General features: G+C 67.3%; 18 protein-coding genes. 12 read left to right on the top strand and 6 right to left on the bottom strand.

Going from position 1 to position 21511, the window contains the following annotated elements; all coding sequences use genetic code 11:
* The first annotated feature begins 2 nt into the window (after positions 1–2).
* The 12 genes from tsaE to P0D62_RS08025 all read left to right on the top strand — a co-directional run bounded on the left by tsaE (position 3) and on the right by P0D62_RS08025 (position 13637).
* A complete protein-coding gene (gene tsaE / locus P0D62_RS19100) occupies positions 3–932 on the top strand; it encodes a tRNA (adenosine(37)-N6)-threonylcarbamoyltransferase complex ATPase subunit type 1 TsaE (protein ID WP_319946995.1) in 930 nt (309 codons plus the stop codon).
* Positions 929–1582 carry a tRNA (adenosine(37)-N6)-threonylcarbamoyltransferase complex dimerization subunit type 1 TsaB gene (gene tsaB / locus P0D62_RS07975; protein ID WP_275702102.1) on the top strand — a complete coding sequence of 218 codons (654 nt, stop codon included), beginning with the start codon at positions 929–931 and terminating at the stop codon, positions 1580–1582. The genes tsaE and tsaB overlap by 4 nt, the downstream gene beginning before the upstream one ends.
* Complete coding sequence (locus tag P0D62_RS07980; RefSeq protein WP_275702103.1) at positions 1579–2073, top strand: GNAT family N-acetyltransferase; 495 nt, start codon at positions 1579–1581, stop codon at positions 2071–2073. The genes tsaB and P0D62_RS07980 overlap by 4 nt, the downstream gene beginning before the upstream one ends.
* Positions 2070–3116 carry a tRNA (adenosine(37)-N6)-threonylcarbamoyltransferase complex transferase subunit TsaD gene (tsaD, locus tag P0D62_RS07985; RefSeq protein WP_275702104.1) on the top strand — a complete coding sequence of 349 codons (1047 nt, stop codon included), beginning with the start codon at positions 2070–2072 and terminating at the stop codon, positions 3114–3116. Before P0D62_RS07980 ends, tsaD begins: the two co-directional genes overlap by 4 nt.
* Before the next feature lie 208 nt (positions 3117–3324).
* A complete protein-coding gene (locus P0D62_RS07990) occupies positions 3325–5187 on the top strand; it encodes an ABC transporter substrate-binding protein (protein WP_275702105.1) in 1863 nt (620 codons plus the stop codon).
* A 154-nt stretch (positions 5188–5341) separates the two neighbouring features.
* Entirely contained in the window at positions 5342–6862 is a 1521-nt protein-coding gene (locus P0D62_RS07995) for an ABC transporter permease (RefSeq protein WP_275702106.1), read from the top strand.
* Between the two features lie 11 nt (positions 6863–6873).
* Positions 6874–7830 carry an ABC transporter permease gene (locus tag P0D62_RS08000; RefSeq protein WP_275702107.1) on the top strand — a complete coding sequence of 319 codons (957 nt, stop codon included), beginning with the start codon at positions 6874–6876 and terminating at the stop codon, positions 7828–7830.
* A gap of 10 nt (positions 7831–7840) precedes the next feature.
* Positions 7841–9556: an ABC transporter ATP-binding protein gene (locus tag P0D62_RS08005; RefSeq protein ID WP_275702108.1), complete on the top strand. Its 1716-nt coding sequence runs from the start codon at positions 7841–7843 to the stop codon at positions 9554–9556.
* 3 nt (positions 9557–9559) lie between these two features.
* A complete protein-coding gene (locus tag P0D62_RS08010) occupies positions 9560–10048 on the top strand; it encodes an NUDIX hydrolase (protein WP_275702109.1) in 489 nt (162 codons plus the stop codon).
* A 29-nt stretch (positions 10049–10077) separates the two neighbouring features.
* Positions 10078–11061 carry an endonuclease/exonuclease/phosphatase family protein gene (locus P0D62_RS08015; RefSeq protein WP_275702110.1) on the top strand — a complete coding sequence of 328 codons (984 nt, stop codon included), beginning with the start codon at positions 10078–10080 and terminating at the stop codon, positions 11059–11061.
* A 108-nt stretch (positions 11062–11169) separates the two neighbouring features.
* Positions 11170–12291, top strand: coding sequence for a THUMP-like domain-containing protein (locus P0D62_RS08020; RefSeq protein WP_275702111.1), 1122 nt, complete (start codon positions 11170–11172; stop codon positions 12289–12291).
* 131 nt (positions 12292–12422) lie between these two features.
* On the top strand, positions 12423–13637 hold the full coding sequence (locus P0D62_RS08025; RefSeq protein ID WP_275702112.1) for an ATP-binding protein: 1215 nt from the start codon (positions 12423–12425) through the stop codon (positions 13635–13637).
* A 29-nt stretch (positions 13638–13666) separates the two neighbouring features.
* On the opposite strand, the gene P0D62_RS08030 is transcribed toward P0D62_RS08025, so the two are convergent.
* The 6 genes from P0D62_RS08030 to P0D62_RS08055 form a co-directional block, all read right to left on the bottom strand.
* Positions 13667–14401, bottom strand: a complete 735-nt coding sequence (locus P0D62_RS08030) for an ECF transporter S component (RefSeq protein ID WP_275702113.1) — start codon at positions 14399–14401, stop codon at positions 13667–13669.
* Between the two features lie 155 nt (positions 14402–14556).
* Positions 14557–16365 (bottom strand): ABC transporter ATP-binding protein, encoded by a 1809-nt coding sequence (locus P0D62_RS08035; protein WP_275702114.1) that lies wholly within the window; start codon positions 16363–16365, stop codon positions 14557–14559.
* Complete coding sequence (locus tag P0D62_RS08040) at positions 16362–17543, bottom strand: CbiQ family ECF transporter T component (RefSeq protein WP_275702115.1); 1182 nt, start codon at positions 17541–17543, stop codon at positions 16362–16364. Before P0D62_RS08040 ends, P0D62_RS08035 begins: the two co-directional genes overlap by 4 nt.
* A 256-nt stretch (positions 17544–17799) precedes the next feature.
* Positions 17800–18459 carry a hypothetical protein gene (locus tag P0D62_RS08045; RefSeq protein ID WP_275702116.1) on the bottom strand — a complete coding sequence of 220 codons (660 nt, stop codon included), beginning with the start codon at positions 18457–18459 and terminating at the stop codon, positions 17800–17802.
* Between the two features lie 164 nt (positions 18460–18623).
* Positions 18624–19631: an ATP-binding protein gene (locus tag P0D62_RS19105; protein WP_319946996.1), complete on the bottom strand. Its 1008-nt coding sequence runs from the start codon at positions 19629–19631 to the stop codon at positions 18624–18626.
* 365 nt (positions 19632–19996) lie between these two features.
* Entirely contained in the window at positions 19997–21493 is a 1497-nt protein-coding gene (locus P0D62_RS08055; protein ID WP_275702117.1) for a hypothetical protein, read from the bottom strand.
* Positions 21494–21511 lie beyond the last annotated feature (18 nt).

Raw genomic sequence — 21511 nt, forward strand, 5'->3', positions numbered from 1 at the left:
CGATGAGTGAGTCAACTGAGCTGACGCTGCGCCTGGCTGTTCCTGAGGACAGCCAGGCGCTGCTTGGCGTTATCCGGGAGGCGTTCTCCGCGCGGGCGCCCGTCGATCCGCCGGCGGCCGCGCTGGCCGAGGACGAGGACACGATCCGCGCGGCTCTCGCCGAAGGCTTCGGGGTGCTCGCCGAGATCGACGGCCGTCCCGTGGCCGGGTTGCTGGTGCGGCTCAACGGAGATCTGGCGACGCTGCGCCGGGTCAGCGTGCTGCCCTCAGCCTCAGGGGCCGGGGTGGCTCGCACCATGGTGGAGGCTGCGGCGCTGGCCGCCGTCGATGCCGGGGCGACGCGGGTGGAGTTGCTGGCCCGCCGTGAGTTCCCCGACCTGGTCGCTTGGTGGCAGAAGCTCGGCTTCCAGATCCTGAGGCCTGCCGAACTGGGCTTCGTGCTGGGCCGGCCGCTGCCCGTCGCGCTCGATATTCCGACGGCCGAGGCCATGCAGGACCTGGGGCGACGTCTCGCCACGATGCTCCGCGCCGGCGACGTGATCGTCGCCAATGGCGACCTTGGCGCGGGCAAGACCACCCTCACCCAGGGCATCGGCGAGGGCCTCGGCATCGAGGGGCCCGTGATCTCGCCTACCTTCGTGATCTCCCGCGTGCACCCCAACGCCGGCGACGGCCCCGCGCTGGTGCACGTCGACGCCTACCGCCTGGGCAGCCCGTCGGAGCTGAACGACATCGACCTCGACGCCACCCTCGCCGACGCCGTCACCCTGGTGGAGTGGGGGCGTGGCGTCGCCGAGTGGCTCTCCGCCGACCGCCTGGAGATCGACATCGTGCGCAGCGACGACCCCTCCGACGACACCCGCACCGTCTACCTGACCGGCCTCGGCGCGCGCTGGGCCGACGCCCTCGAGACCCTCAGGGAGCAGCCGTGAGCCTCACCCTCGCCATCGACACCTCCCACCACGTCGCCGTCGGGATCGCCCGCGACGCTCAGCCGATCGCCCGCGTCGTCGTGGAGAACACCCGTGCGCACGCGGAGTCGCTGATGCCGTCGATCATCGCCGCCTGCGAGCAGGCGGGGGTCACCGTCCAGGACATCGAGCAGATCGCCGTCGGCATGGGGCCGGGTCCGTTCACCGGGCTGCGGGTCGGCATCGCCACGGCCTGGACGCTGGCGCACACTGCCGGGATCACGCCGCATGGCGTGTGCTCGCTGGACGTCGTGGCCCGCGAATGGGCGGATAACGGTGCGCCCGAGGAGTTCGTCGTCGTGGCCGATGCTCGACGCAAGGAGCTGTACTGGGCGCGTTATTCCGCCGACGGCACCCGGCTGGGCGACCCGCAGGTGAGCGCGCCGGAGAAGCTGCCCGAACTGCCCGTCGCCGGCGCGGTTCCCGCGGCTTTCGCCGATCAGGTTCGGCTGACCGACGGTGCACCCGTCGCCCTGGATCCGGGCGTGCTGGCCGCGCGCCGGGACGCACTGGCCCCCGCCGGCGACGAGCCTTATTACCTGCGCCCCGCCGATGCCACCGTGCCCGGCAAGCCCAAGTCGGCCCTGCCCCGGCTCCGCCCTCGACGATGATCGTCACCCCGGCCGAGGAACGCGACGCCCAGGCCATCGCTGCGCTCGAGGACACCTTCGAGCCGCTGGAGCGATGGTCGCTGGAGTCGTGGCGACAGGAGATCCTTGGCGACGACCGGCTGGTGCTGGCGGCCAAGCGCAAGGCCACCGGCGAGGTGCTGGGGGCCGCGTCGTACCAACTCGTCGACGGCACCGCCGACCTGAACCGCATCGTCGTCGCCCCGACGCAGCGTCGCCTCGGCCTGGCCCGTCTGATGCTGGTGCGCGGCTTGGAGTGGGCCGTCGAGCGCGGCGCGGTGCGGATGATGCTCGAGGTGCGAGCCGACAACGACGCCGCCCTCACGCTGTATCGAAGCCACGGCTTCGCCCAGATCGCCACTCGTCCCCGCTACTACGGTGGCACCGTCGACGCGCTGGTGATGGAGCGCGGCCTCGTCGGCGTCGACTCTCATTCGGTCGGAAATCTCGTGGAACCGGAGGAACTCTCATGAGCGAACCCTTGGTGCTTGGTCTTGAGTCGTCGTGCGACGAGACCGGCGTCGGCATCGTGCGCGGCCGTACCCTGCTGGCCAACGAGGTGGCCAGCTCCGTCGACCTGCACGTCCGCTTCGGCGGCGTGGTGCCCGAGGTGGCCAGCCGTGCGCACCTCTCGGCGCTGGTCCCGACGCTGGAGCGCGCAGCGGCCACCGCCGACGTCGACCTGGCGGATGTCGACGCGATCGCCGTCACCGCCGGTCCCGGGCTGGTGGGAGCACTCGTGGTGGGACTGGCTTCCGCCAAAGCACTGTCCGCCTATCTGAACAAACCGCTCTACGGGCTGAACCACCTGGTGGGGCACGTCGCCGTCGACCTGGTGGACCACGGCGAGCTGCCCGACGGCTGCGTCGCGCTGCTGGTCTCCGGTGGGCACACGTCGCTGCTGCACGTGCGCGACATCGCCACCGACATCGTCGAGATCGGATCCACCATCGACGACGCCGCAGGCGAGGCGTACGACAAGGTGGCCCGGGTGCTCGGCCTGCCCTATCCCGGCGGGCCGGTGATCGACAAGGCCGCCGCCGACGGCGACCCCACCGCCATCCGCTTCCCGCGAGGTCTGACCGCCCGCCACGACATGGAGAAGCACCGCTTCGACTTCTCCTTCTCCGGCCTGAAGACGGCCGTGGCCCGCTGGGTGGAGCAGCGTCGTCTCGACGGCGAGGAGATCCCGTTGGCCGACGTCGCCGCCAGCTTCCAGGAGGCGGTGTGCGACGTGCTGACGGCCAAGACGGTGGCCGCCGCGCAGCACTATGGAGCTGACACCGTCCTGCTCGGTGGGGGAGTGGCGGCCAATTCGCGACTGCGCGGCCTGCTCGAGGAACGCACCGCTGCCGCGGGCATCCAGCTGCGCCGGCCCCGCCCTGCCCTCTGCACCGACAACGGAGCCATGATCGCCGCACTGGGCGCCGAGGTGATCAGCCGGGGCGTCGGCCCCTCGTCGATGGGCATCTCCGCCAACCCCGGCCTCCCGGTGGGCACCGTCGTCGTCCCCTGACGCCCACCCACTCTCCTCGAGGCTCGGCCGCGGGCGGCCTCGCATCTCGACGAGCGTCAAATGGTAACGATCTGGCTACAAAGCCGACCCCGGGAGGCGCAGATGGGAGCGTTCCCGCTAGTCTGCGAGCCATGGTGGTCAGTTATGACCACGTGCCATTGGTCCCCTGAGGCCAACGATCTCGTCCTCGACGAAGGAGATAACTCAAATGAAGCTCAAGCGAAGCATTGCGCCGCTTGCGGTGCTGTTGAGTGGTGCTCTCGCACTGGGTGCTTGCACCTCAGATGCAGAGCCCGACGACAACGCCGGAACCGCAGCACCGTCCACCTCGGCGGGTGCCACCGAGTCCGGCGACGCCCCCGCTCCCACCGACGATCCCTGCCAGCAGGACGTCGGCATCACCGCCACCGCCGACGGCCAGGTCAGCTTCTCCGCCGGCCCGGGCAACTGGAGCGGTTACAACAGCACCACGTTCAAGACCTACTCGACGTATAACAGCGTGATCACCGCCCATATGTTCTCGAGCTTCGTCTACTTCGGCGTGGACGGCACCGTCTGCGAGAACAAGGAGTTCGGCTCCTTCGAGGTGACCAACGAGGATCCGCTGACCGTCAAGTACACGATCAGCCCCGACGCGGTGTGGTCGGACGGTACCCCGGTTACCATCAACGACTACCTGCTCGACTGGGCGGCTCAGAACCCTGAGTTCCTCGTCCCCGGTTTCGCCAGTGGCGAGAACCCGGACGCAAAGGTGGTCTTCGACCACGTGTCGAACTCCCTCGCCGGCGATGTCCCCGAGGGCCCTCAGGGTGAGGTGGGCTCCAAGGAGTTCACGGTGGTCTACAAGAACCCCAACCCCGACTACCGGCTCATGATCGGCTCCGCCCTTCCCGCGCACGTCGCCGCCAAGCAGTCCGGCATCGAGCCCGACGCGCTGGCCAAGGCGATCCTGGATCGCGATGCTGATACCGTGAAGAAGGTCGCCAAGTTCTGGAACGAGGGTTGGGCCTACAAGCCGGGCGAGCTCCCCGAGAACATGGAAGAGGTCGTCCCCTCCTCCGGCCCGTACAAGCTGAAGGCTGACGGCTGGATCGCCGACACCTCGCTGACCCTTGAGGCCAACCCCACCTACTGGGGCGTCCCGGCCGGCACCAAGGATCTGGTGTTCCGGTTCATTGACGACGCCCAGATGGCTCAGTCGCTGCAGAACGGCGACGTGCAGGTGATCAACCCGCAGCCCACCGTCGACACCGTGCCCCAGCTCGAGGCGATCGGCCCGTCGGTCAACGTGCTGCAGTACTCGACGCTCACCTGGGAGCACCTGGACTTCAACTTCCGTGAGAACAACGTCTTCGGTAACAACGAGACCGGCGCCCAGCTGCGCGAGGCTTTCGCCTACTGCGTGCCGCGCCAGCAGATCGTCGACACCCTGATCAAGCCGATCAATGCCGAGACCGTCCTGATGAACGCCCGCGAGGTGTTCCCCTTCCAGGAGGACTACCAGTCGGTCGTCGACGCCGCCTACGACGGTCGTTTCGACGTCGTGGACGTTGCCAAGTCCAAGGAACTGGTCGATTCCTCGGGTGTGACGACCCCGATCGAGGTTCGCATCGGTTACCGCGCGGGCAATGAGCGTCGCGCCCAGACCGTCGACGCGATCGCCGCTTCCTGCAAGGATGCTGGCTTCAACGTGACCCACGCCAACCAGGCCACCTTCTTCGAAGAGGCCTACCCGGCGGGCGACTGGGAGCTCGCGCTGTTCGCATGGGCCGGCTCCGGCCAGATCGCCTCGGGTCAGAACATCTACGCCAGCAACGGTGGCCAGAACCTCTCCGAGTACCGCAACGACACCGTCGATGCGGCCTGGAAGACGCTGGCCTCGTCGCTCGATCCGGCGGTCCACAAGGAGCAGGTCAAGGTGATCGAGACCGAGCTCTGGAAGGATCTGTTCGGCATCCCGCTGTACGCGCACCCGGGTGTTGCTGCCCACGATGCGAAGGTTGCCAACGTCCGTTCGACGGCGACCCAGGACCAAGTCTCCTGGAACGCCCCGCAGTGGGTGTTGAAGTGACATCTGTCCGCACCTGACTAACGTCCTGCACGGATGAACACAGAGGGGCAGGCGGCTACCGGCCGCCTGCCCCTCGCGTGTATAGTCCACGCATCGTGACCGCCTCGGTGGCCCGGAGCCCCCGGGGCGGCACCGTGAAACCAAGGAATTGCTCGTGATCAAGTACATACTCAAGCGCGTAGGCACGTCGCTGCTGATCCTTCTTCTGGGGTCGTTGTTGCTCTTCGTGCTCGTGGTCAACTCCGGCGATCCGCTCCAGGATCTACGAGAGTCGAACGACAAGAACAAGGCAAACCTGATCGCCCAGCGGACGGCCAACATGGGGCTCGACCGAACCTGGTACGAACGCTACTGGGACTGGCTGACAGGGGCTGCCAAGTGTGTGGTCGGTCGGTGCGACCTGGGCACCAACCGTTCCGGGCAGGCCGTCAACGACCTCACCATCATCGCCGCCGGTTCGACGCTTCGTCTGGTGGTGCTGGCCACGATCCTGGCGATCGTTGTCGGCGTTGTGCTCGGCATCATCACCGCCGTTCGACAGTATTCAGGGTTTGACTACGGTGTCACCCTGATGGCTTTCGTCTTCTTCTCGCTGCCCGTGTTCTGGCTGGCCGTGCTGCTCAAGCATTACGCCGCCATCGAGTTCAACAACTGGATCGTCGACGCAGCCATACAACCTTCCACCATGCTGATAGCCGCGGTGGTGATCGGTTTCATTCTTCAGGCGGCTATGGGTGGGGATCTGAAGCGACGGCTGATCACCTTCGGTGCCACCGCGGCGGGCGTCGCCGCGGTGCTCTTCTACTTCGACGCCGTCACTTGGTTCCGACGCCCCGCGATCGGCCTGCCGGTGTTCATCCTGGCCGTCATCGGCATCGGCATCCTCGTCACGACCATGACCGCCGGTCTGGGCAACAAGCGGGTGCGCAACGCCGTCGGCACCACCGTCCTCGCCAGTGTGCTCGGGTATGGGCTGTTGCGCGGCACGCTGATGAGCGATCCCAGCACAGGGATGGTTCTCCTCTGCTTCGCCGCCGCCATCGCCATTGCGGTGATCTCAGGCCTCGTGTGGGGCGGTTTCTCTCGTAGGCCGGCGATCATGGCCTCGATCGTCACGGCCCTGCTGGCTTCCTTCACCGCGCTTGCGGATCTGCTGCTCAGCAACTGGGCGGCCTATCTGAAGATCCAGGCGCGGCCCATGCCAACCATCGGATCCCAGACCCCCAACGTCACCTTCGAGTACTGGGGCGGCTGGATCGACGTGCTCACCCACCTGGCGCTGCCCACGGTGGCTTTGACGCTGATCTCGCTGGCCGGCTATACCCGCTACACCCGTGCATCGATGCTGGACGTGCTGAACCAGGACTACATCCGCACCGCCCGCTCCAAGGGCATCTCGGAGCGCAAGGTGATCACCAAGCATGCGCTGCGCAACTCGCTGATCCCGCTGGCCACCATCGTCGCCTTCGACTTCGCAGGCCTGATCGGTGGCGCCGTGATCACCGAGCAGGTGTTCGGTTGGCAGGGCATGGGCAACATGTTCGCCGTCGGACTGCGCGAGGTGGATCCGGCCCCCGTCATGGCGTTCTTCCTGGTCACCGGCACGGCAGCGGTTCTGATGAACCTGCTGGCCGACCTGACCTACGCCTTCCTCGACCCGCGCATCACCCGCTAGGAGCTTGAATCGTGAGTGAGAACCAGAAGCAGGTGGGCTACGAGATCGAGGAGGACATCCTCGACGCCACCACGGACAAGTCGTACTCGCAAGGCCAATTGGTGCTGCGCCGCTTCGTGCGGCACAAGGCGGCCATGATCTCGCTGGTGGTGTTGATCTTCGTCATCATCCTGGCGTACACGTCCATCGGGTTCGGTCCCATCCCGGGATGGTGGCCGCACACGTACCTCGATACCTATCCGGTCGTCAATGAGACCCGGCCGACGATGCAGCTGTGGCCTCCGGCCATCGGCGAGCACCCGTTCGGCCAGGACACCATCGGCAAGGACTACTTCGCGCTGGTGATGCGCGGAGCACAGCGTTCGCTCCTGGTGGCCTTCGTGGTGGGCCTGCTCGCCACGGCGATCGGCACCGCGGTGGGTGCCGCCGCCGGCTACTTCCGTGGCCTGGCCGAAGGCTTCCTGATGCGGGTCACCGACCTTTTCATCATCATCCCCACCCTGGTGCTGGCCGCGGTGCTGGGCCGCATGGTGGGTTCCAACATCTACCTGCTCGCCGTTGTCCTCGGCCTGGTGTCCTGGACCGGCCTGGCCCGCTTGGTGCGCGGCGAGGTGCTGTCGCTACGCGAGCGCGAGTTCGTGGCCGCGGCGCGCGCGTTGGGCACGTCGTCGTGGCGGATCATCTTCCGCCACATCCTGCCCAACTCGCTGGGCACCATCGTGGTGAACGCGACGCTGCTGATCTCGTCGGCGATCCTCACCGAGACGGCGCTGAGCTTCCTGGGCTTCGGCGTCAAGGCGCCAGATACGTCGCTGGGCCTGCTGATCTCCCAGTACCAGAGCGCGCTCACCACACGACCGTGGCTGTTCTGGTGGCCGGGCATCTTCATCCTGGCCATCGCGCTCTGCGTCAACTTCATCGGCGACGGCCTGCGCGACGCCTTCGACCCACGTCAGCAGATGGACTGAGGGAGCAGACATGACTGAGATCAATAGTTCCAACGCTCCGGTCCTGAAGTTCCAGGATCTGGACGTCACGTTCCGCACCGAGTTCGGCCGGCTGCACGCCGTCAAGGGCCTCAACCTCGAGGTGAAGCCGGGCGAGGTCGTCGCGCTGGTGGGCGAGTCCGGCTCCGGCAAGTCGGTGAGCGCCACCACCGCGCTCGGCCTGCTGCCCAAGACCGCCAGCATCCAGGGGCAGACCTATGTTGCCGACCAGGCCATCGGGTCGCTGTCCGGCGGCAAGCTGCGGGCCATCCGCGGCAACAAGGTGGCCATGGTGTTCCAGGAACCCATGACCGCGCTCAATCCCGTGATCAAGATCGGCGACCAGCTGATCGAGTCGATGGAGGTGCACGGTGTCGCCTTCGGTGCGGAGGCCTGGCAGCGCGCCATCGACCTGATCAACGCCGTCGGCATCGACAACGCCGAGAAGCGGGTCAAGCAGTACCCGCACGAGCTGTCCGGCGGCATGCGACAGCGCGTGGTGATCGCCATGGCGCTGGCCTGCGACCCCGAGGTGATCATCGCCGATGAGCCCACCACCGCCCTCGACGTGACGGTGCAGGCCGACATCCTCGACCTGCTGCGCTCGCTGAAGGACAAGCTGAAGACGGGCATCCTGCTGATCACCCACAACATGGGTGTGGTGGCCGATATGGCCGACCGGGTGGCGGTCATGTTCAAGGGCGACATCGTCGAGCGGGGCACCGTCGAGGAGGTGCTGCTGCATCCGCAGCACCCGTACACCAAGAAGCTGCTGGCCGCAGTGCCGCACCTGGGAGAGGGGCACGGCCAGTTCGGCACGGCGCCCGCCCCGGTGGCGCCGGGGGCCGCGATGGCGCTCGACGTGCGCAACCTTGTGGTGGAGTACCGCCGCACCGGCAAGACCCCGTTCCGGGCCGTCAACGACGTGAGCTTCGACGTGAAGCGCGGGGAGATCGTCGGGCTGGTGGGTGAGTCGGGCTCCGGCAAGTCGACCATCGGTCGCGCGTTGCTGGGCCTGATCCCGTCGCAGTCGGGCGAGGTTCGGGTGCTCGACGAGGATCTGCTCTCGCTGAAGGGCCCGGCGTTGAAGGGGCTGCGCAAGCGGATCGGCGTGATCTTCCAGGATCCTGCCGCCTCGCTCAACCCGCGCTTCCCGATCGGCGACGTGATCTCCGAGCCGCTCAGCGTGCACAAGGTCGGCGACGCCAAGTCGCGCCAGATCCGGGTGCATGAGCTGCTGGACGCCGTGCAGCTGCCGCGCTCGGCCTACAACCGCTACCCGCACGAACTGTCGGGCGGTCAGCGTCAGCGCGTCTCCATCGCCCGGGCCCTGGCCCTCAGCCCCGATCTGCTGATTGCCGACGAGCCCACCTCGGCCCTGGACGTGTCCGTCCAGGCGTCGGTGCTGGCGATGTTCACCGAGCTGCAGAAAGACTTCGGCTTCGCCTGCCTGTTCATCTCGCACGACCTGGCCGTGATCGACTCGCTGGCGCACCGCGTCGTCGTGATGCAGTACGGCAAGATCGTCGAGCGCGGCACCCGCGAGCAGGTGCTGCTGAACCCGCAGGAGGAATACACCAAGCGCCTTCTGGCCGCTGCCCCCGTGCCCGACCCGATTCAGCAGCGTGCCCGTCGCGAGGAGCGCCACGCGTTGCTGGAGTCGCTGGGCGACGAGGTGCTCGAGCTCGACACCCGCGAACTGCTCTGAATCGTGCCGTTCTCACCCGAGCTGACCACCCTGGGCTATGTCGTCACCCCCGACCGTAGTCAGGTGCTGCTGGTGCATCGCACCTATCGCGACCACGACGAGCAGCTGGGCAAGTACAACGGGCTGGGCGGCAAGGTTGATCCGGGGGAGAACGTCGCGGAGGCTATGCGTCGCGAGCTGCGTGAAGAGGCCGGCATCGAGGTGACGGAGATGGAGCTTCGCGGCACCATCTCCTGGCCGGGTTTCAACGGGCGCGACGTGTTCGGCTTCGTCTTCCTGATCACCGGATTCACTGGCGAGATCCCGTCGGACAACCCCGAAGGCACCCTGGGCTGGCACGACGTCGCCACCATGATGGAGTTGCCCATGTGGGACGGCGACCGTCATTTCCTGGCCCTGGTGTTCGACGGATCCCCCCAGTTCCACGGGGTGCTCCCGTACGACGGCGGTCACAGCGTCGCCTGGCGCTACGAGACCGTGGCCACTCCCTGAGCTTGTCGCCCCGTCGTTAGGGTGTGGCCATGAGGGTGCTCAAGGTCATCGGTTGGATCCTGCTGATTCTCGGTGCCCTCAGCACGAGCGCATTGGTGCTCCTGGAGTTGCTTCCGATCGTCCAGACGTGGGCGACCGTTCTGCTGTACTTCTCGACCTTCATCCCGATGATGTGGATCCCGGCAGTGGTGGCGATCGTGGGCCTGGCCGTCGTGCTGAAAGGCCGGTGGAAGTTCGCGGCCGCGGTGCTCGCGCTCGTCGCATTGCTCGTCTGGGGATTGCCTGTGATGCCACGCAACCAAGGCGTGGTGCTGAACGTCGAAGCGTTCCCTCGTGATCTGGGCGTGGTCTCGGCGAATGCTCGGTATGGCGGGGCTGACGTCGAACAGATCCTGGCGGAGGCCGGAGACCAGGTGCAGGTGCTCGCCTTCCAGGAGTACACCCCGGAGTTCGACGAGCGCCTGCGCGAGGCCGGAGCCTTCGACGACTTCCCCTATCACGTGGGCGAGGCGCGCACCAGCGCGGGCGGCACCGTGCTGCTGTCCAGGGTGCCGGTGGAGATCGTCGCCGAGGCCGAGGGGCTGCCGTTCCTCAACTTCGTGGCCAAGCTCACCGTCGACGGCCGCGACTGGTACGTCGGCAACATCCATTCCACGGGCCCGCACTTCGGCGCACGGGAGTGGGCCGAGGACGGCGACGCGATCGTCGAGATGGTGCGGCCCTACCTCGACGAGGCCGTCGTGCTCGTCGGCGACTTCAACGCCATTGAGGAGCACTACACCCTGCGCAGGCTCGCGGAAGCGGGCTTCCGCAACGCCATGGACTACGAACCCTTCTACGGCGGGCTGGAGCGCTGGCAGCCCACCTGGCGCATGGGATGGGTGGTTCCGCCGTTCGCGCGCATCGACCACGTCTACGTCGGCAACGGGGCCGCTGCGGATGTGCCGTACCACTTCGAGGTGGACGGCACCGACCACAAAGCGATCCGCGCCTATTTCTACGGGAACCGGTGACGGAGAACCTCGGAGCTTGGCCAATAAGGGGCACTTACGGTCAAAAGATCTCAGGTAGCGGTTTAGCGCGTCCAGCTCGGAGGTGGGCCTTGGCATACACTCGCGGTCGTGGACGTTGACGGTGCTGACGAGGCGTTGAGGCTGGCGATGGCCGAGGCAGACCCGGCGTCGCTCGGGGCGGCAGAACGGCTGCGCCGGGCGGTGCCCGCTGAGGTGGCGTCGTGGGCGCTGAGCCAGGCCCAGCTTCGACGCAAGGCCCGGGCCAAGTTCCCGAGGGCCGACGAGATGCTGTTCACCTCCGACGGCCTGGAGCAGGCCACACGTGAGAGCGTGCGACTCTGGCGTGCGCGGCGGTTCGGTTCGGAGTCAGGCGTCGTCTGGGATCTCGGGTGCGGCATCGGGGCCGACGCGATGGCGCTGGCCGAAGCCGGGTTCGAGGTGCGGGCCGTGGAAGCCGACGAGGTGACGGCTGAAGTGGCGACGCACAACCTGGCGTTGGTCGGAGCGGGGCCGGCGATGCATGCGCTGGCCGAAGAGGTGGAGTTGGGGGTGGGCGATGCCGTCTTCCTGGATCCCGCCCGCCGCACGGCTCGCGGCCGCACCTGGAACGTCGCCGACTTCTCCCCGCCCTGGGACTTCGTGCTGGGCCTGCTGCGCAGCGACCGCTTTGTCTGCGTGAAGCTCGGCCCAGGGCTGCCGAAGCCACTCATCCCCCGCGGAGTGCAGGCGTGCTGGGTGAGCGATGGGGGCGACGTCGTCGAGGTGTCGCTGTGGAACCGGCTGCCGGAGGGGCCTTGTGCGGTGGTGCTGCCGGACCGCGTGCTGACCCGGCCCCAGCATCCCCGGGAGCTGGACGTCCGGCCGGTGGGTCGGTATCTGATCGAGCCCGATGGTGCGGTGATCCGATCCGGTCTGCTGGCGGAGATCGCACCGGAACAAGACATCTGGCTGCTCGACGAGCACATCGCCTACCTGTCGGCCGATGAGCCTGTGGTCGGTCCGTTCGGCACCTGTTTCGAGGTGCTGGAGACCCACGACTTCGATCGCAAGCTGCTTCGCCGTCTGGTGCGGGAACGGGGCATCGGCACGCTGGAGATCAAGAAGCGAAGCATCGAGGTCGACCCCGCGCAGCTTCGTCGTGAGCTGAAGCCGAAGGGTAAGGCGAGTGCCACCATTGTGCTGGCCCGCACCATCGACGGCACCAAGGCGTTGTTCGTGCGCCGGGTCTAGGAACCGCAAACCTACGAACAAGATGTCGCAAAACCACGAAAAAAGCACCGCGAATCTACGGAAAGAGTGTCGCGAAACCACGAACAAGGTAGCCTTGGGGAATGGTGTTGCTGAGTCGTGGTCTCCTGGACGTGGGCGCAGGTGCGTTGGGGACATTCCCGGTCGTGGTGGTGCAGGGCGCGCGCCAGGTGGGCAAGAGCACTCTTGCCGGGATGCTTGTGCAGGGGCGTGAGGCCCGTCAGGTGACCTTGGACGATCTGGCGGTGCGGGGGGCGGCCGAGGAGGATCCGGTGGGGTTCGTCGAGCAGTTCCCAGACGGCATTTTGGTGATCGATGAGGTGCAGTTGCAGCCTGCGTTGCTGCGGACGATCAAGGCTTCGGTGGATAGGAACCGGGTTCCTGGGCGGTTTCTGTTGACAGGTTCTGCGAACCTGTTGAGGGTCAAGGGCGAGACGGACTCCCTGGCCGGGAGGGCCGTGTCGCTGCGGTTGCGGGGGTTGAGCCAAGGAGAGATTCAGGGCCGGCGGGATGATTTCGTCGCGCGGGTTCTTGGGGCTGCTGAGAATGTCGATCGGGTGAGCACGCAGTGGGCCAGGCCCGACTATGTGCGTGCGTTCGCTGCGGGGGGTTTTCCTGAGGCGTTGAAGGTGGAAGGCCGGATGCGGTCTCTCTTGTTGGATGGCTATCTGGAGCGGATCCTGGAGCGCGACGCGCCGTCTCTTCCGGGTGGTGGGCAGGCCGCCCGGATACGGAGCGTGGCGACGTTGCTGGCCAGCAATCAAGCGGGGGAGTTGGTCAAGGCCCGGTTGGCGGATCAGTCGGCGATTCCGCAGAACTCGATCGGTACCTATCTCGATGCGTTGGAGGCGACGTATCTGATAGACCTCTTGAAGCCTTGGGGGGCGAATCTGACCAAGCGCGAGATCGGTCGGCCCAAGGTGTTCGTTTCCGATTCGGCGCTGGCGATGCGGCTCACGCGGACGACGTCCCAACAGTTGGAGAGCCTCACATCGACGCGGATCGGCGGTATCGCGGAGGCGTTCGTGGCGGGCGAACTGCTGAAGCAACAGGGGTGGAGCGATGTCGAGTTCGAGGTGTTCCACTACCGCGACCGGGATGGTGTGGAGGTAGACCTCATCGTCGAGTTGGATGATGGTCGCGTCCTCGCGATTGAGGTGAAGTCGTCGGCCACTTACAAGCCGGAGCACTTCAAGGGGCTGCGGTTTGTCCGCGACAGGCTCGGCGACCGGTTCGCGGGCGGAATAGTGCTGGGCATGGCCGCTGAGGGGCTGCGTTTCGGTGACCGTCTGTGGGGGATGCCGATCTCGGCTTTGTGGGAGTTGTGACGAGTGCGCGTTACTCATCGTGTTCGGGACTAACCGGGGGCGAAGGTGGCCTTGCGGTTGGTGCGGCGAAGGATGCGCAGCAGCGGTTTGCCGATCAGCGCGAGGGTGATGATGGTGGTGATCGCCCGGCCGAGGTTCCAGGCCATCGACGTGGCCAGGTTGAACAGCATGAAGCGGTGCAGGTTCTCCAGGATGGGTGCGCCGGCGACGTAGCTCAGTTCCGTTGCCAGGCCGACGTTGAAGGGCCAGAAGGAAAGGTCGACCAGCCAGCCGTAGAGAGTCGTGCTGATCGATCCGTAGACGGCGAGCAGCGCGATCTCCCACCACCCCTTGGCTCGCGGCAGCAGGCCGGCGCCCATGCTGACGAAGGACGCCGCCAGCATCTGGAACGGTAACCAAGGCCCGACGCCTCCGGTCAGCATGGCGGAGGTGAGCAGGGTGGTGCTGCCGAGCAGGAAGCCGAAGACCGGCCCGAAGACCCGCCCGCCGAGGATCAGCGGAATGAACGTGAACTCGATGCCCGCCGTGCCCGCGCCGAGCGGCCGGGCGAGCGTGCCGAGGGCCGTCAGCACGCCGAGCATGGCCAGCGACTTCGGGTCGATCGTGCCCCGGCTGAGCTGAGACACCACGATCCCGATCACCACGGGCAGCAGCACCACGAAGATGAAGGGAGACAGCGAGTTCCCGTCGAGAGAGGCGGAGGGAACCACGAAGAACGGCCAGAAGAAGGCCATCGCCGCGATCACCGACGTGATAACCAGCATGAGCGCCGATGTCGCGTCGAGGCGTGCGCCGCCCTTCGAGACGATGCCCGCCGCTCTTCCGTTCGTCTCCAGATCCTGCGAAGGGCGGGCATCCCTCAGGGACCCATGGTGGGGTTGGGTGCTCGAGTGAGGGGGCCTTTGGTCGGGTTTGTCGGTCATGGGGTCAGGCCCTGGGATCGGAGGGCGGCCGCGACTTCGGCGACGGTCAAGATGTCGTGCGGGTGGAAGACCTTGGCTACCTGCGGGGAGAAGCCGGGGGAGGCGCAGCAGACGGTGCGGGTGGGGCCGTCCGCGACGATGTCGCCGTCGGCTAGCACCACGCAGCGGTCGGTGGCCTGGGCGGTGAACTCCACGTCGTGGGTGGCGATCACGACGCAGGCGCCGTCGTCGGCGAGCTGGCGCACGATGGCGGCCAGTTCGTGTTTCATCTGGTAGTCGAGGCCCCTAGTGGGTTCGTCGAGGCAGACGACGGTGGGTCGCGCGGCCAACTGGATGGCCAGCACCAGAGCCAGCCGTTGGCCCTCCGAGAGGTCGCGGGGGTTGCGGTCGTCGGGCAGGTCTGCGCCGAGCCGCCTCAGGATGGAGCGCGTCGTGCCCTCCGCCACATGCGACTCCCGATCGGCCTGCCTCAGTTCCTCACCGACGCTGGGCAGATACAGCAGGTCCGCCGGAGTCTGCGGCACGAGAGAGATCAACGCGCGCGCCTCCGCATCGCTGACCCGACGCGGATCCGCGCCGCTGCCGCCCACCGGGCCTTTCGGTACGGCCGCGCGTGGGCCCACGCCTGCTCGTATTCCGCGTTCGTCCGCTCGCGCGCCGACGGAACCCGCAGCGCTGGTGCGTGGGCCGTCGCCAGCTCGTGCTCCGCCGGGAAGGCCGTCGCCAGCTCGGGAGCCGACGCAACCCGGGGCGGTCCCCGGGGGAGAGATGGTGAGCGAACCCGTGCTGGCCACCGCGCCTTGCAACGCCCACAGCAGCGACGACTTGCCCGAGCCATTGCGACCCATCAGCGCGACGACGGTGCCGGCGTGCAGGTCGAGGTCCGCTGACACGGCACGCAACTGGCCGTAGTGAACCGCGAGACTCCGCGCCTCCAGCACCCGGGTGAGGCCGTCGTCGCTCCATCCGACGCTGTCCTCCGGCAGGTCGGGCAGCACGACTCGCGGCCCCTCCTCGTGCACCTTCCGTCGTGCGTCGCGAACGCTGGTGGCCACCGTCGGCCAGCCCAGTACACCGGACAGCTCGGCCAAGGGCGGCTGCACGTCGGCTTGTCCCAGCACCTCTGCGGTGGGTCCGAACACGGCCGAGCCGTCGCCGGGCAGCCAGAGGGCGGAGTCGGCGGTGTGCATGACGCGCTCCAGCCGGTGCTCGGCCAGCACCACCGTCAGGCCCACGTCGTAAACCAGCGTCGAGATCGCGGCAAGGACGTCCTGGGCGGCGTTGGGATCGAGTGCGGAGGTGGGCTCGTCGAGCACCAGGACATGAGGCTGCGAGGCCAGCACCGCCGCGATCGCCACCCGCTGCTGCTGCCCTCCAGAGAGCTCGACGAGAGGTCGGCGTCGCAGCTCGGCGATGCCCATCAGGTCAAGGGTCTCCTCGACGCGCTTGCGCATGGTCGACGGTGATAGCCCCAACTGCTCCATGCCGTAGGCCACCTCGTCCTCGACGACGTCGGTGACGAAGCCCGCCATGGGGTTCTGGCCGACGTAGCCGATCAGGTCGGCCAGCTCGCGCGGGCGGGTGCCGGTGATGTCGCGTCCGGCCACCCGGATACGCCCCGACATGGTGGCGCCGGTGGTGGTGGGCACCAGCGAGTTGATCGCGCCCAGCAGCGTCGACTTGCCGGTGCCCGTGCGGCCGATCACGACGCACAGGTCCGACTCGCGGATCACGCCCGTGACCCCTCGCAGCACCGGCGAGGCGGCGTCGGGCTGGGTGATCGTGACATCGTCGAACTCGATCATGCGGTGGCCCTCGAGACGGGGGTGGCGAAGCCTGGCAGCGCGAAGAGCGCTGCGGCTGCCAGGGTGAGCGGGGGGAGCGTGGGCCAGCGGAAGGGCGTCGCCGGAGGGTTCATCGCGTCGGGGGAGCCGAGCTGCGAGGCCATGAACGCGACGACGGCGAAGCCCGCCAGCCCGCAGGCCACCGTCACATACTCCGGCCGGCCCCAAGGCGCGGGGCGGTAGCGCGTGACGCCCAGCTGATGGCTGGAGGCGCGCATGCCCCAGATGGTCAGCGCCAGGCCCACCGCCAGCAGGCCGACGGCCAGCAGAGCGGTGGCGCTGAGTCCGAGCATCCCGTCACCGGTGGCGGGCACGCCGAGCAGCACGTAGACGCCGAACAGCAGGCACAACAACGCCCCGAGCAGGGGAAGGCTTCCCCGCCGACGCTGACCCGCCACCCGGGTGCGGCCATAGCCGCGGGCCTCCATCGACGTGGCCAGCTGCAGCGACGACTCGACGCTGTCCTCCAGCACGGGTATCAGCGTTCCCGGCAGCGCCTTGAGGCCGCGCCGACGCCCGCCGCGAAGCCGCTGGCCACGTCGCACCCGGTGCACCGACGCGATCAGCTGCGGGATCAGGGAGATCGCGATCACCATGGCGGTGGAGATGTCGCGCAGCCCGGCGGGCACCGACTTCAGCGCGGTGCGCGGGTTGGCCAGCGAGTTGGCCGCGCCGACGCAGAGCAGCATCGCGGCCAGCCGGATGGCGTCGGTGGCGGCGAAGGCCAGCCCGTCGACGGTCACCGACCCGCCCAGGCGGATGCCCGCAGCCCAGGCCGGCAGGGCCACAGACGGCAGCGTGAACAGCACCGTGCCGGTGCGGATGCCGCCGAGCACGATCTGGAAGAACAACCGCATCACGACGATGAACAGCGCCATGTACAGGTAGATCTTCAGCGACCGCGCCCACGGGGTGTCCGGGCGTCGCTGCACCACCACGAGCACGACGGTGGCCGCGAGCAGCACGATGACAAGGGGGTTCGTGGTGAGGCTGATTGCCCCGCCGACGCTCAGCGCCCACGCCCACCACGCCCAGGGATGCACGAACCGCAGCAGCCGAGCGAGGTCGGCCGACGGCAGTGTCGCGGCGGCCGCCGTCGTCTCGGGAGAGGGCGCGACCCGTGGCAGGAGGCGTGGCATGTGCCCGATCCTAGGGAAGCACTGATCAATGGGCCACCTGCTGCGGCGCGCCACGCGGGCGACCTACGCCACCTATCTCGTGGATCACGTATTCCCGATACGCGTACAAGATCTAGGCGACGTATCTCATCCCGCCTGGCACGTCCTTAGGGACGGCACCCCATTAATCAGCACTTCCCTAGTGCCGCCGCTCCCGTGCGTCGTTCGACCACTTCGGCGCCCGAAATCCGGTCGCAAGGCGCAACGGAGCGGGCGGTCAGCGGCCGCCGATGGCGCCGTCGGAGCCCTTGCGTCGCGACCGCTGCCAGACGATCAACGCCCCGAAGACGACGACGATCACCGCCACGGTGGCGATGACTCCCCACGGCGTGGTGCTGGGCACGCTCACGGCGGCGTGTTGGGTGACGGGCAGGTCGAGGGCGGTCGTTCCCTGAGGAGGCGGCACCTCGGCGCCGTTGTTCACGATCAGCAGCTGTGGCGGTGCGCACTCGTGATCCTTGGTGGAGTAGCACCAGGCCTCGATGGTGCCGGCGCCGGGCGCGCGGGTCTGTGGGCCCTCCTGGGAGTAGACGTAGTCCTCGCCCGGTGCGCCGTGCCAGTAGCTCCAGTAGGAGTGCCCGTCGAAGGTCTTGGGGCACTGCTCCGGGTGACCCGACAGCGTGCAGATCAGGCGTTTCTTGGAGAACTGGATCTCCATGCCGCCGGTCGCGAGCGCCTGTTCCCCGTCGCGGGGAGTGCCGACGCACTGGTTGGACATCACGTCGCCCGTCTCCGTGGTCACCACCAACCAGACCTGGCCGGAACTCAGGCAGGCTCCCACCTCGTTGCTCTCCCCGTCGGCGCGCGCCGCAGCAGGGGAGAACGCCAGCAGGAATGCGACGACCAACGCGCTGAACACAGCGACGAGCCTCTTCACGGAACCTCCCGACGGTGACGGATACTGGCTTCGATCCTAGATCGTCGACGCTCTTTGAGGTGCGGAGCGCAGCGGAGCCTCGACAATCGAGACGAGCGCGGAGCACCCTCCACGCTCTTTGAGGTGCGGAGCGTAGCGGAGCCTCGAAAAGGGCGTGCGTGGGATCATCGCCAGAGGGCATCGATGGGCAGGGCGGTGACGCGGTCGGCGACCATGCGGGCTGTGGGGCCCGTGTAGAGTACGTAGCCGCCGACGAACTGGTCTTGGAGCTTCTCACGGAGCAGGGCAAGGCCGGTGAGATCCTTTGGTTGCACCGTAGCGGCCGCTTTGACTTCGATGCCGATGACCCGGCCGTCGGGTGCCTCGCACACGACGTCCACCTCTGCGCCGCGTTGGTCTCGGTAGTGATACAGCCGTGCGCGCTGCGCGCTCCAGCCGAGTTGGCGGCGCAGCTCGCCGACGGCGAGGCCTTCGAGGAGACCCCCGGCCGGGCTGTTCGGCACGGTTGGTGCCATCGCGTCCGGGGTCACTCCGAGCAGACTCGCAGCCAGGCCGGTGTCGAGGAGAAAGACCTTGGGTTGCTTCACCTCGCGCGAGGTGAGGTTGGTGTTCCAGGCAGGCAGGGGGTGGATCAGGAACAGGGTCTCGAGCAGCCGGACGTAGGGGTCGAGGGTGGTCCGTGGCATCCCGGCGTCGTTGGCCAACGAACTCCACACCATTCCGCTGCCGCTACGTGCGGCGATCATCCTGAGCAGGCGGGGCAGATCGGCGAGCCGCTGAAGCCCGGAGATGTCGATCGCGTCACGGTTGACGATCTGGCTCAGGTAGGTCTCGTACCACTCCTCGCGACGGGTGGTAGAGGAGCGTGCCAGGGCCTCGGGGTAGCCGCCGTCGCATGCGCGCTGCAGGTAGTCTGCGCGGGTGAGTGGGCTGGTGTGCCTGAGGAAGCGCTCGCCGTCGAACGCCTGGTCGATGAATGGTGTGGCCTGTGAGTCCAGTTCCGATTGGCTCAGTGAGTGGAGTGTGAGCGGCTGGGCACGTCCCGCCAGAGACTCGTGGGTGGCGGCGAGATCGAGCAGGTTCGCCGATCCGGTGACGAGGAACCGGCCTGGACGCTTGTCGCGATCGACCGCGGCCTTGAGGGCGATGATCAGCTCGGGGGCGCGTTGGATCTCGTCATTTCCCCAGGCCTAGCTCGTCATTTGCCCAGATGCAGCTCGTCATTTCACCACCGCTTGCTCGTCATTTGCCCACCTGGTCCGACGGGGCAAGCGGCCGCGCCCCGGGATCCCTGTGCTTCGAGACGGGCGCGGGGCACCCTCCACGCTCTTTGAGGTGCGGAGCGCAGCGTAGCCTCGACAATCGAGACGAGCGCGAAGCACCCTCCACGCTCTTTGAGGTGCGGAGCGCAGCGGAGCCTCGAAAAGAGCCAGCGCGACTCATGGCAGGGACTGTTGTCCGGCTGTCGGCTGGCTCTTTTCGAGGCTACGGCTTCGGGGCTCGTTCCTCGCCCAGCGCCTTCGCACCTCAAAGAGCGTTACTTGACCTTTGAGGTCTTCTTGGAGGTCTTGGTGACGCTGGTGTAGCCCGACTTGGTGCCCTTGACCTTGACCGTGATGGTCTTGCCCTTGTCGGATTTGGACACGGTGTAGGTGGACTTGGTGGCCTTCGAGATCTTCTTGCCGCTGCGGTACCACTGGTAGCTGAACTTGGTGCCGCTGGTCCAAGTGCCGGTCTTGGCCGTCAGCTTCTTGCCCACCTTTGCGGTACCGCTGATGGTCGGGGTCTTGGTCGACAGCGTGCCGGCCTTCACCGACGCCGTCTTCTTGGAGGTCTTGGTGACGCTGGTGTAGCCCGACTTCTTACCGGTCACCTTCACCGTGATCTTGGTGCCCTTGTCCGACGACGTCAGCGTGTAGCTGGACTTGGTGGCCTTGCTGATCTTCTTGCCGTCCCGGTACCACTGGTAGCTGAAACTGGGCTTCGGTGACCAGGTACCCGTCTTGGCCGTCAGCTTCTTCCCCACCTGGACGGTGCCCGAGATCTTCGGGGTGGCCGTGCTGGAGAAGGACGTGATGCGCGAGAGCTTGGCCGTCGCGTAGCCCTTTCCGGTGACACCGAGGATCGCCTGGGTGGTAGCCATCAGGTCGTCGTCTTCACCGTCGTGCACATACGACCACGCCGACTTGCTCTCGGTCTTCGCCTGCTGCCTCTTCAGCACGCGCTTCGGCGACTCGACGTTTTCCTCGGCCTCGGCCAGCGCCGACGCGATCATGCCCGTCGTGTTCGCCGACGAATAGGTGACCCAGTAGTAGTCGCCGCCATCGGTCTCGCGATGGGCCTTGGTCCAGGCGACCGCACCCTTGACCAGATCCCGGCCGCGCTTCTTCGCGGCGGCGCTCACGCTGCTGCTCCGGGCCAGCACATTCGCGGCCGAGAGCCCGATCCCGACGAAGTCGGCGTCGGCCGTATCGCCCGGCATGTAGCTGAACCCGCCGTCGTTGGTGACGATGAATTTGCTGAGCAGGTAGTCCATGCCGTTGCTGCTGAGGTCGTCGAGGCGTCCCGTGCGCTCCAAGGCGATCGTGATCAGGTAGGGCCCCCACGTGCCGAGGGACTTCTTGGTCTCGACGGCGTCGATGAGTTCCTTGGCGAGGTCGCGGCTCTTGCCGAGGACGTGAACGGGGTCGCTCACGGCGGCTGCGTCCGCGGCGATCAGCACCTTGGCGATCCGGTCCGGGCTCTTCGCCCAGGCGGCACCGTCGGTGCCCAGCTTCGTGACCATCTTGTCGATCGTGCCCTGGTGCTGATTGGCCGACGAGAGGGCGATGATGGCGTCCACCAGCGAACCGGTATCAGAGATCTGATTGGTGTCCCACTGCTTCTTGATCCAGTCAGCGGCCCGCTGGATGCTCTGGCCATCGGACGCGACGCTGCTGTCGGCGTGGGCCGGCAGGGCCGCGACGACGGTGGTGAGGAACAGCGCGAAGGCCGTCAGCAGCGCCGTCGAAACGCGTTTGATCTGGGTTGTCACGATGGGTTTCCCTCTCCA

Origin of the sequence: Tessaracoccus caeni (assembly GCF_029211185.1) — a bacterium.
GTDB lineage: Bacteria > Actinomycetota > Actinomycetes > Propionibacteriales > Propionibacteriaceae > Arachnia > Arachnia caeni.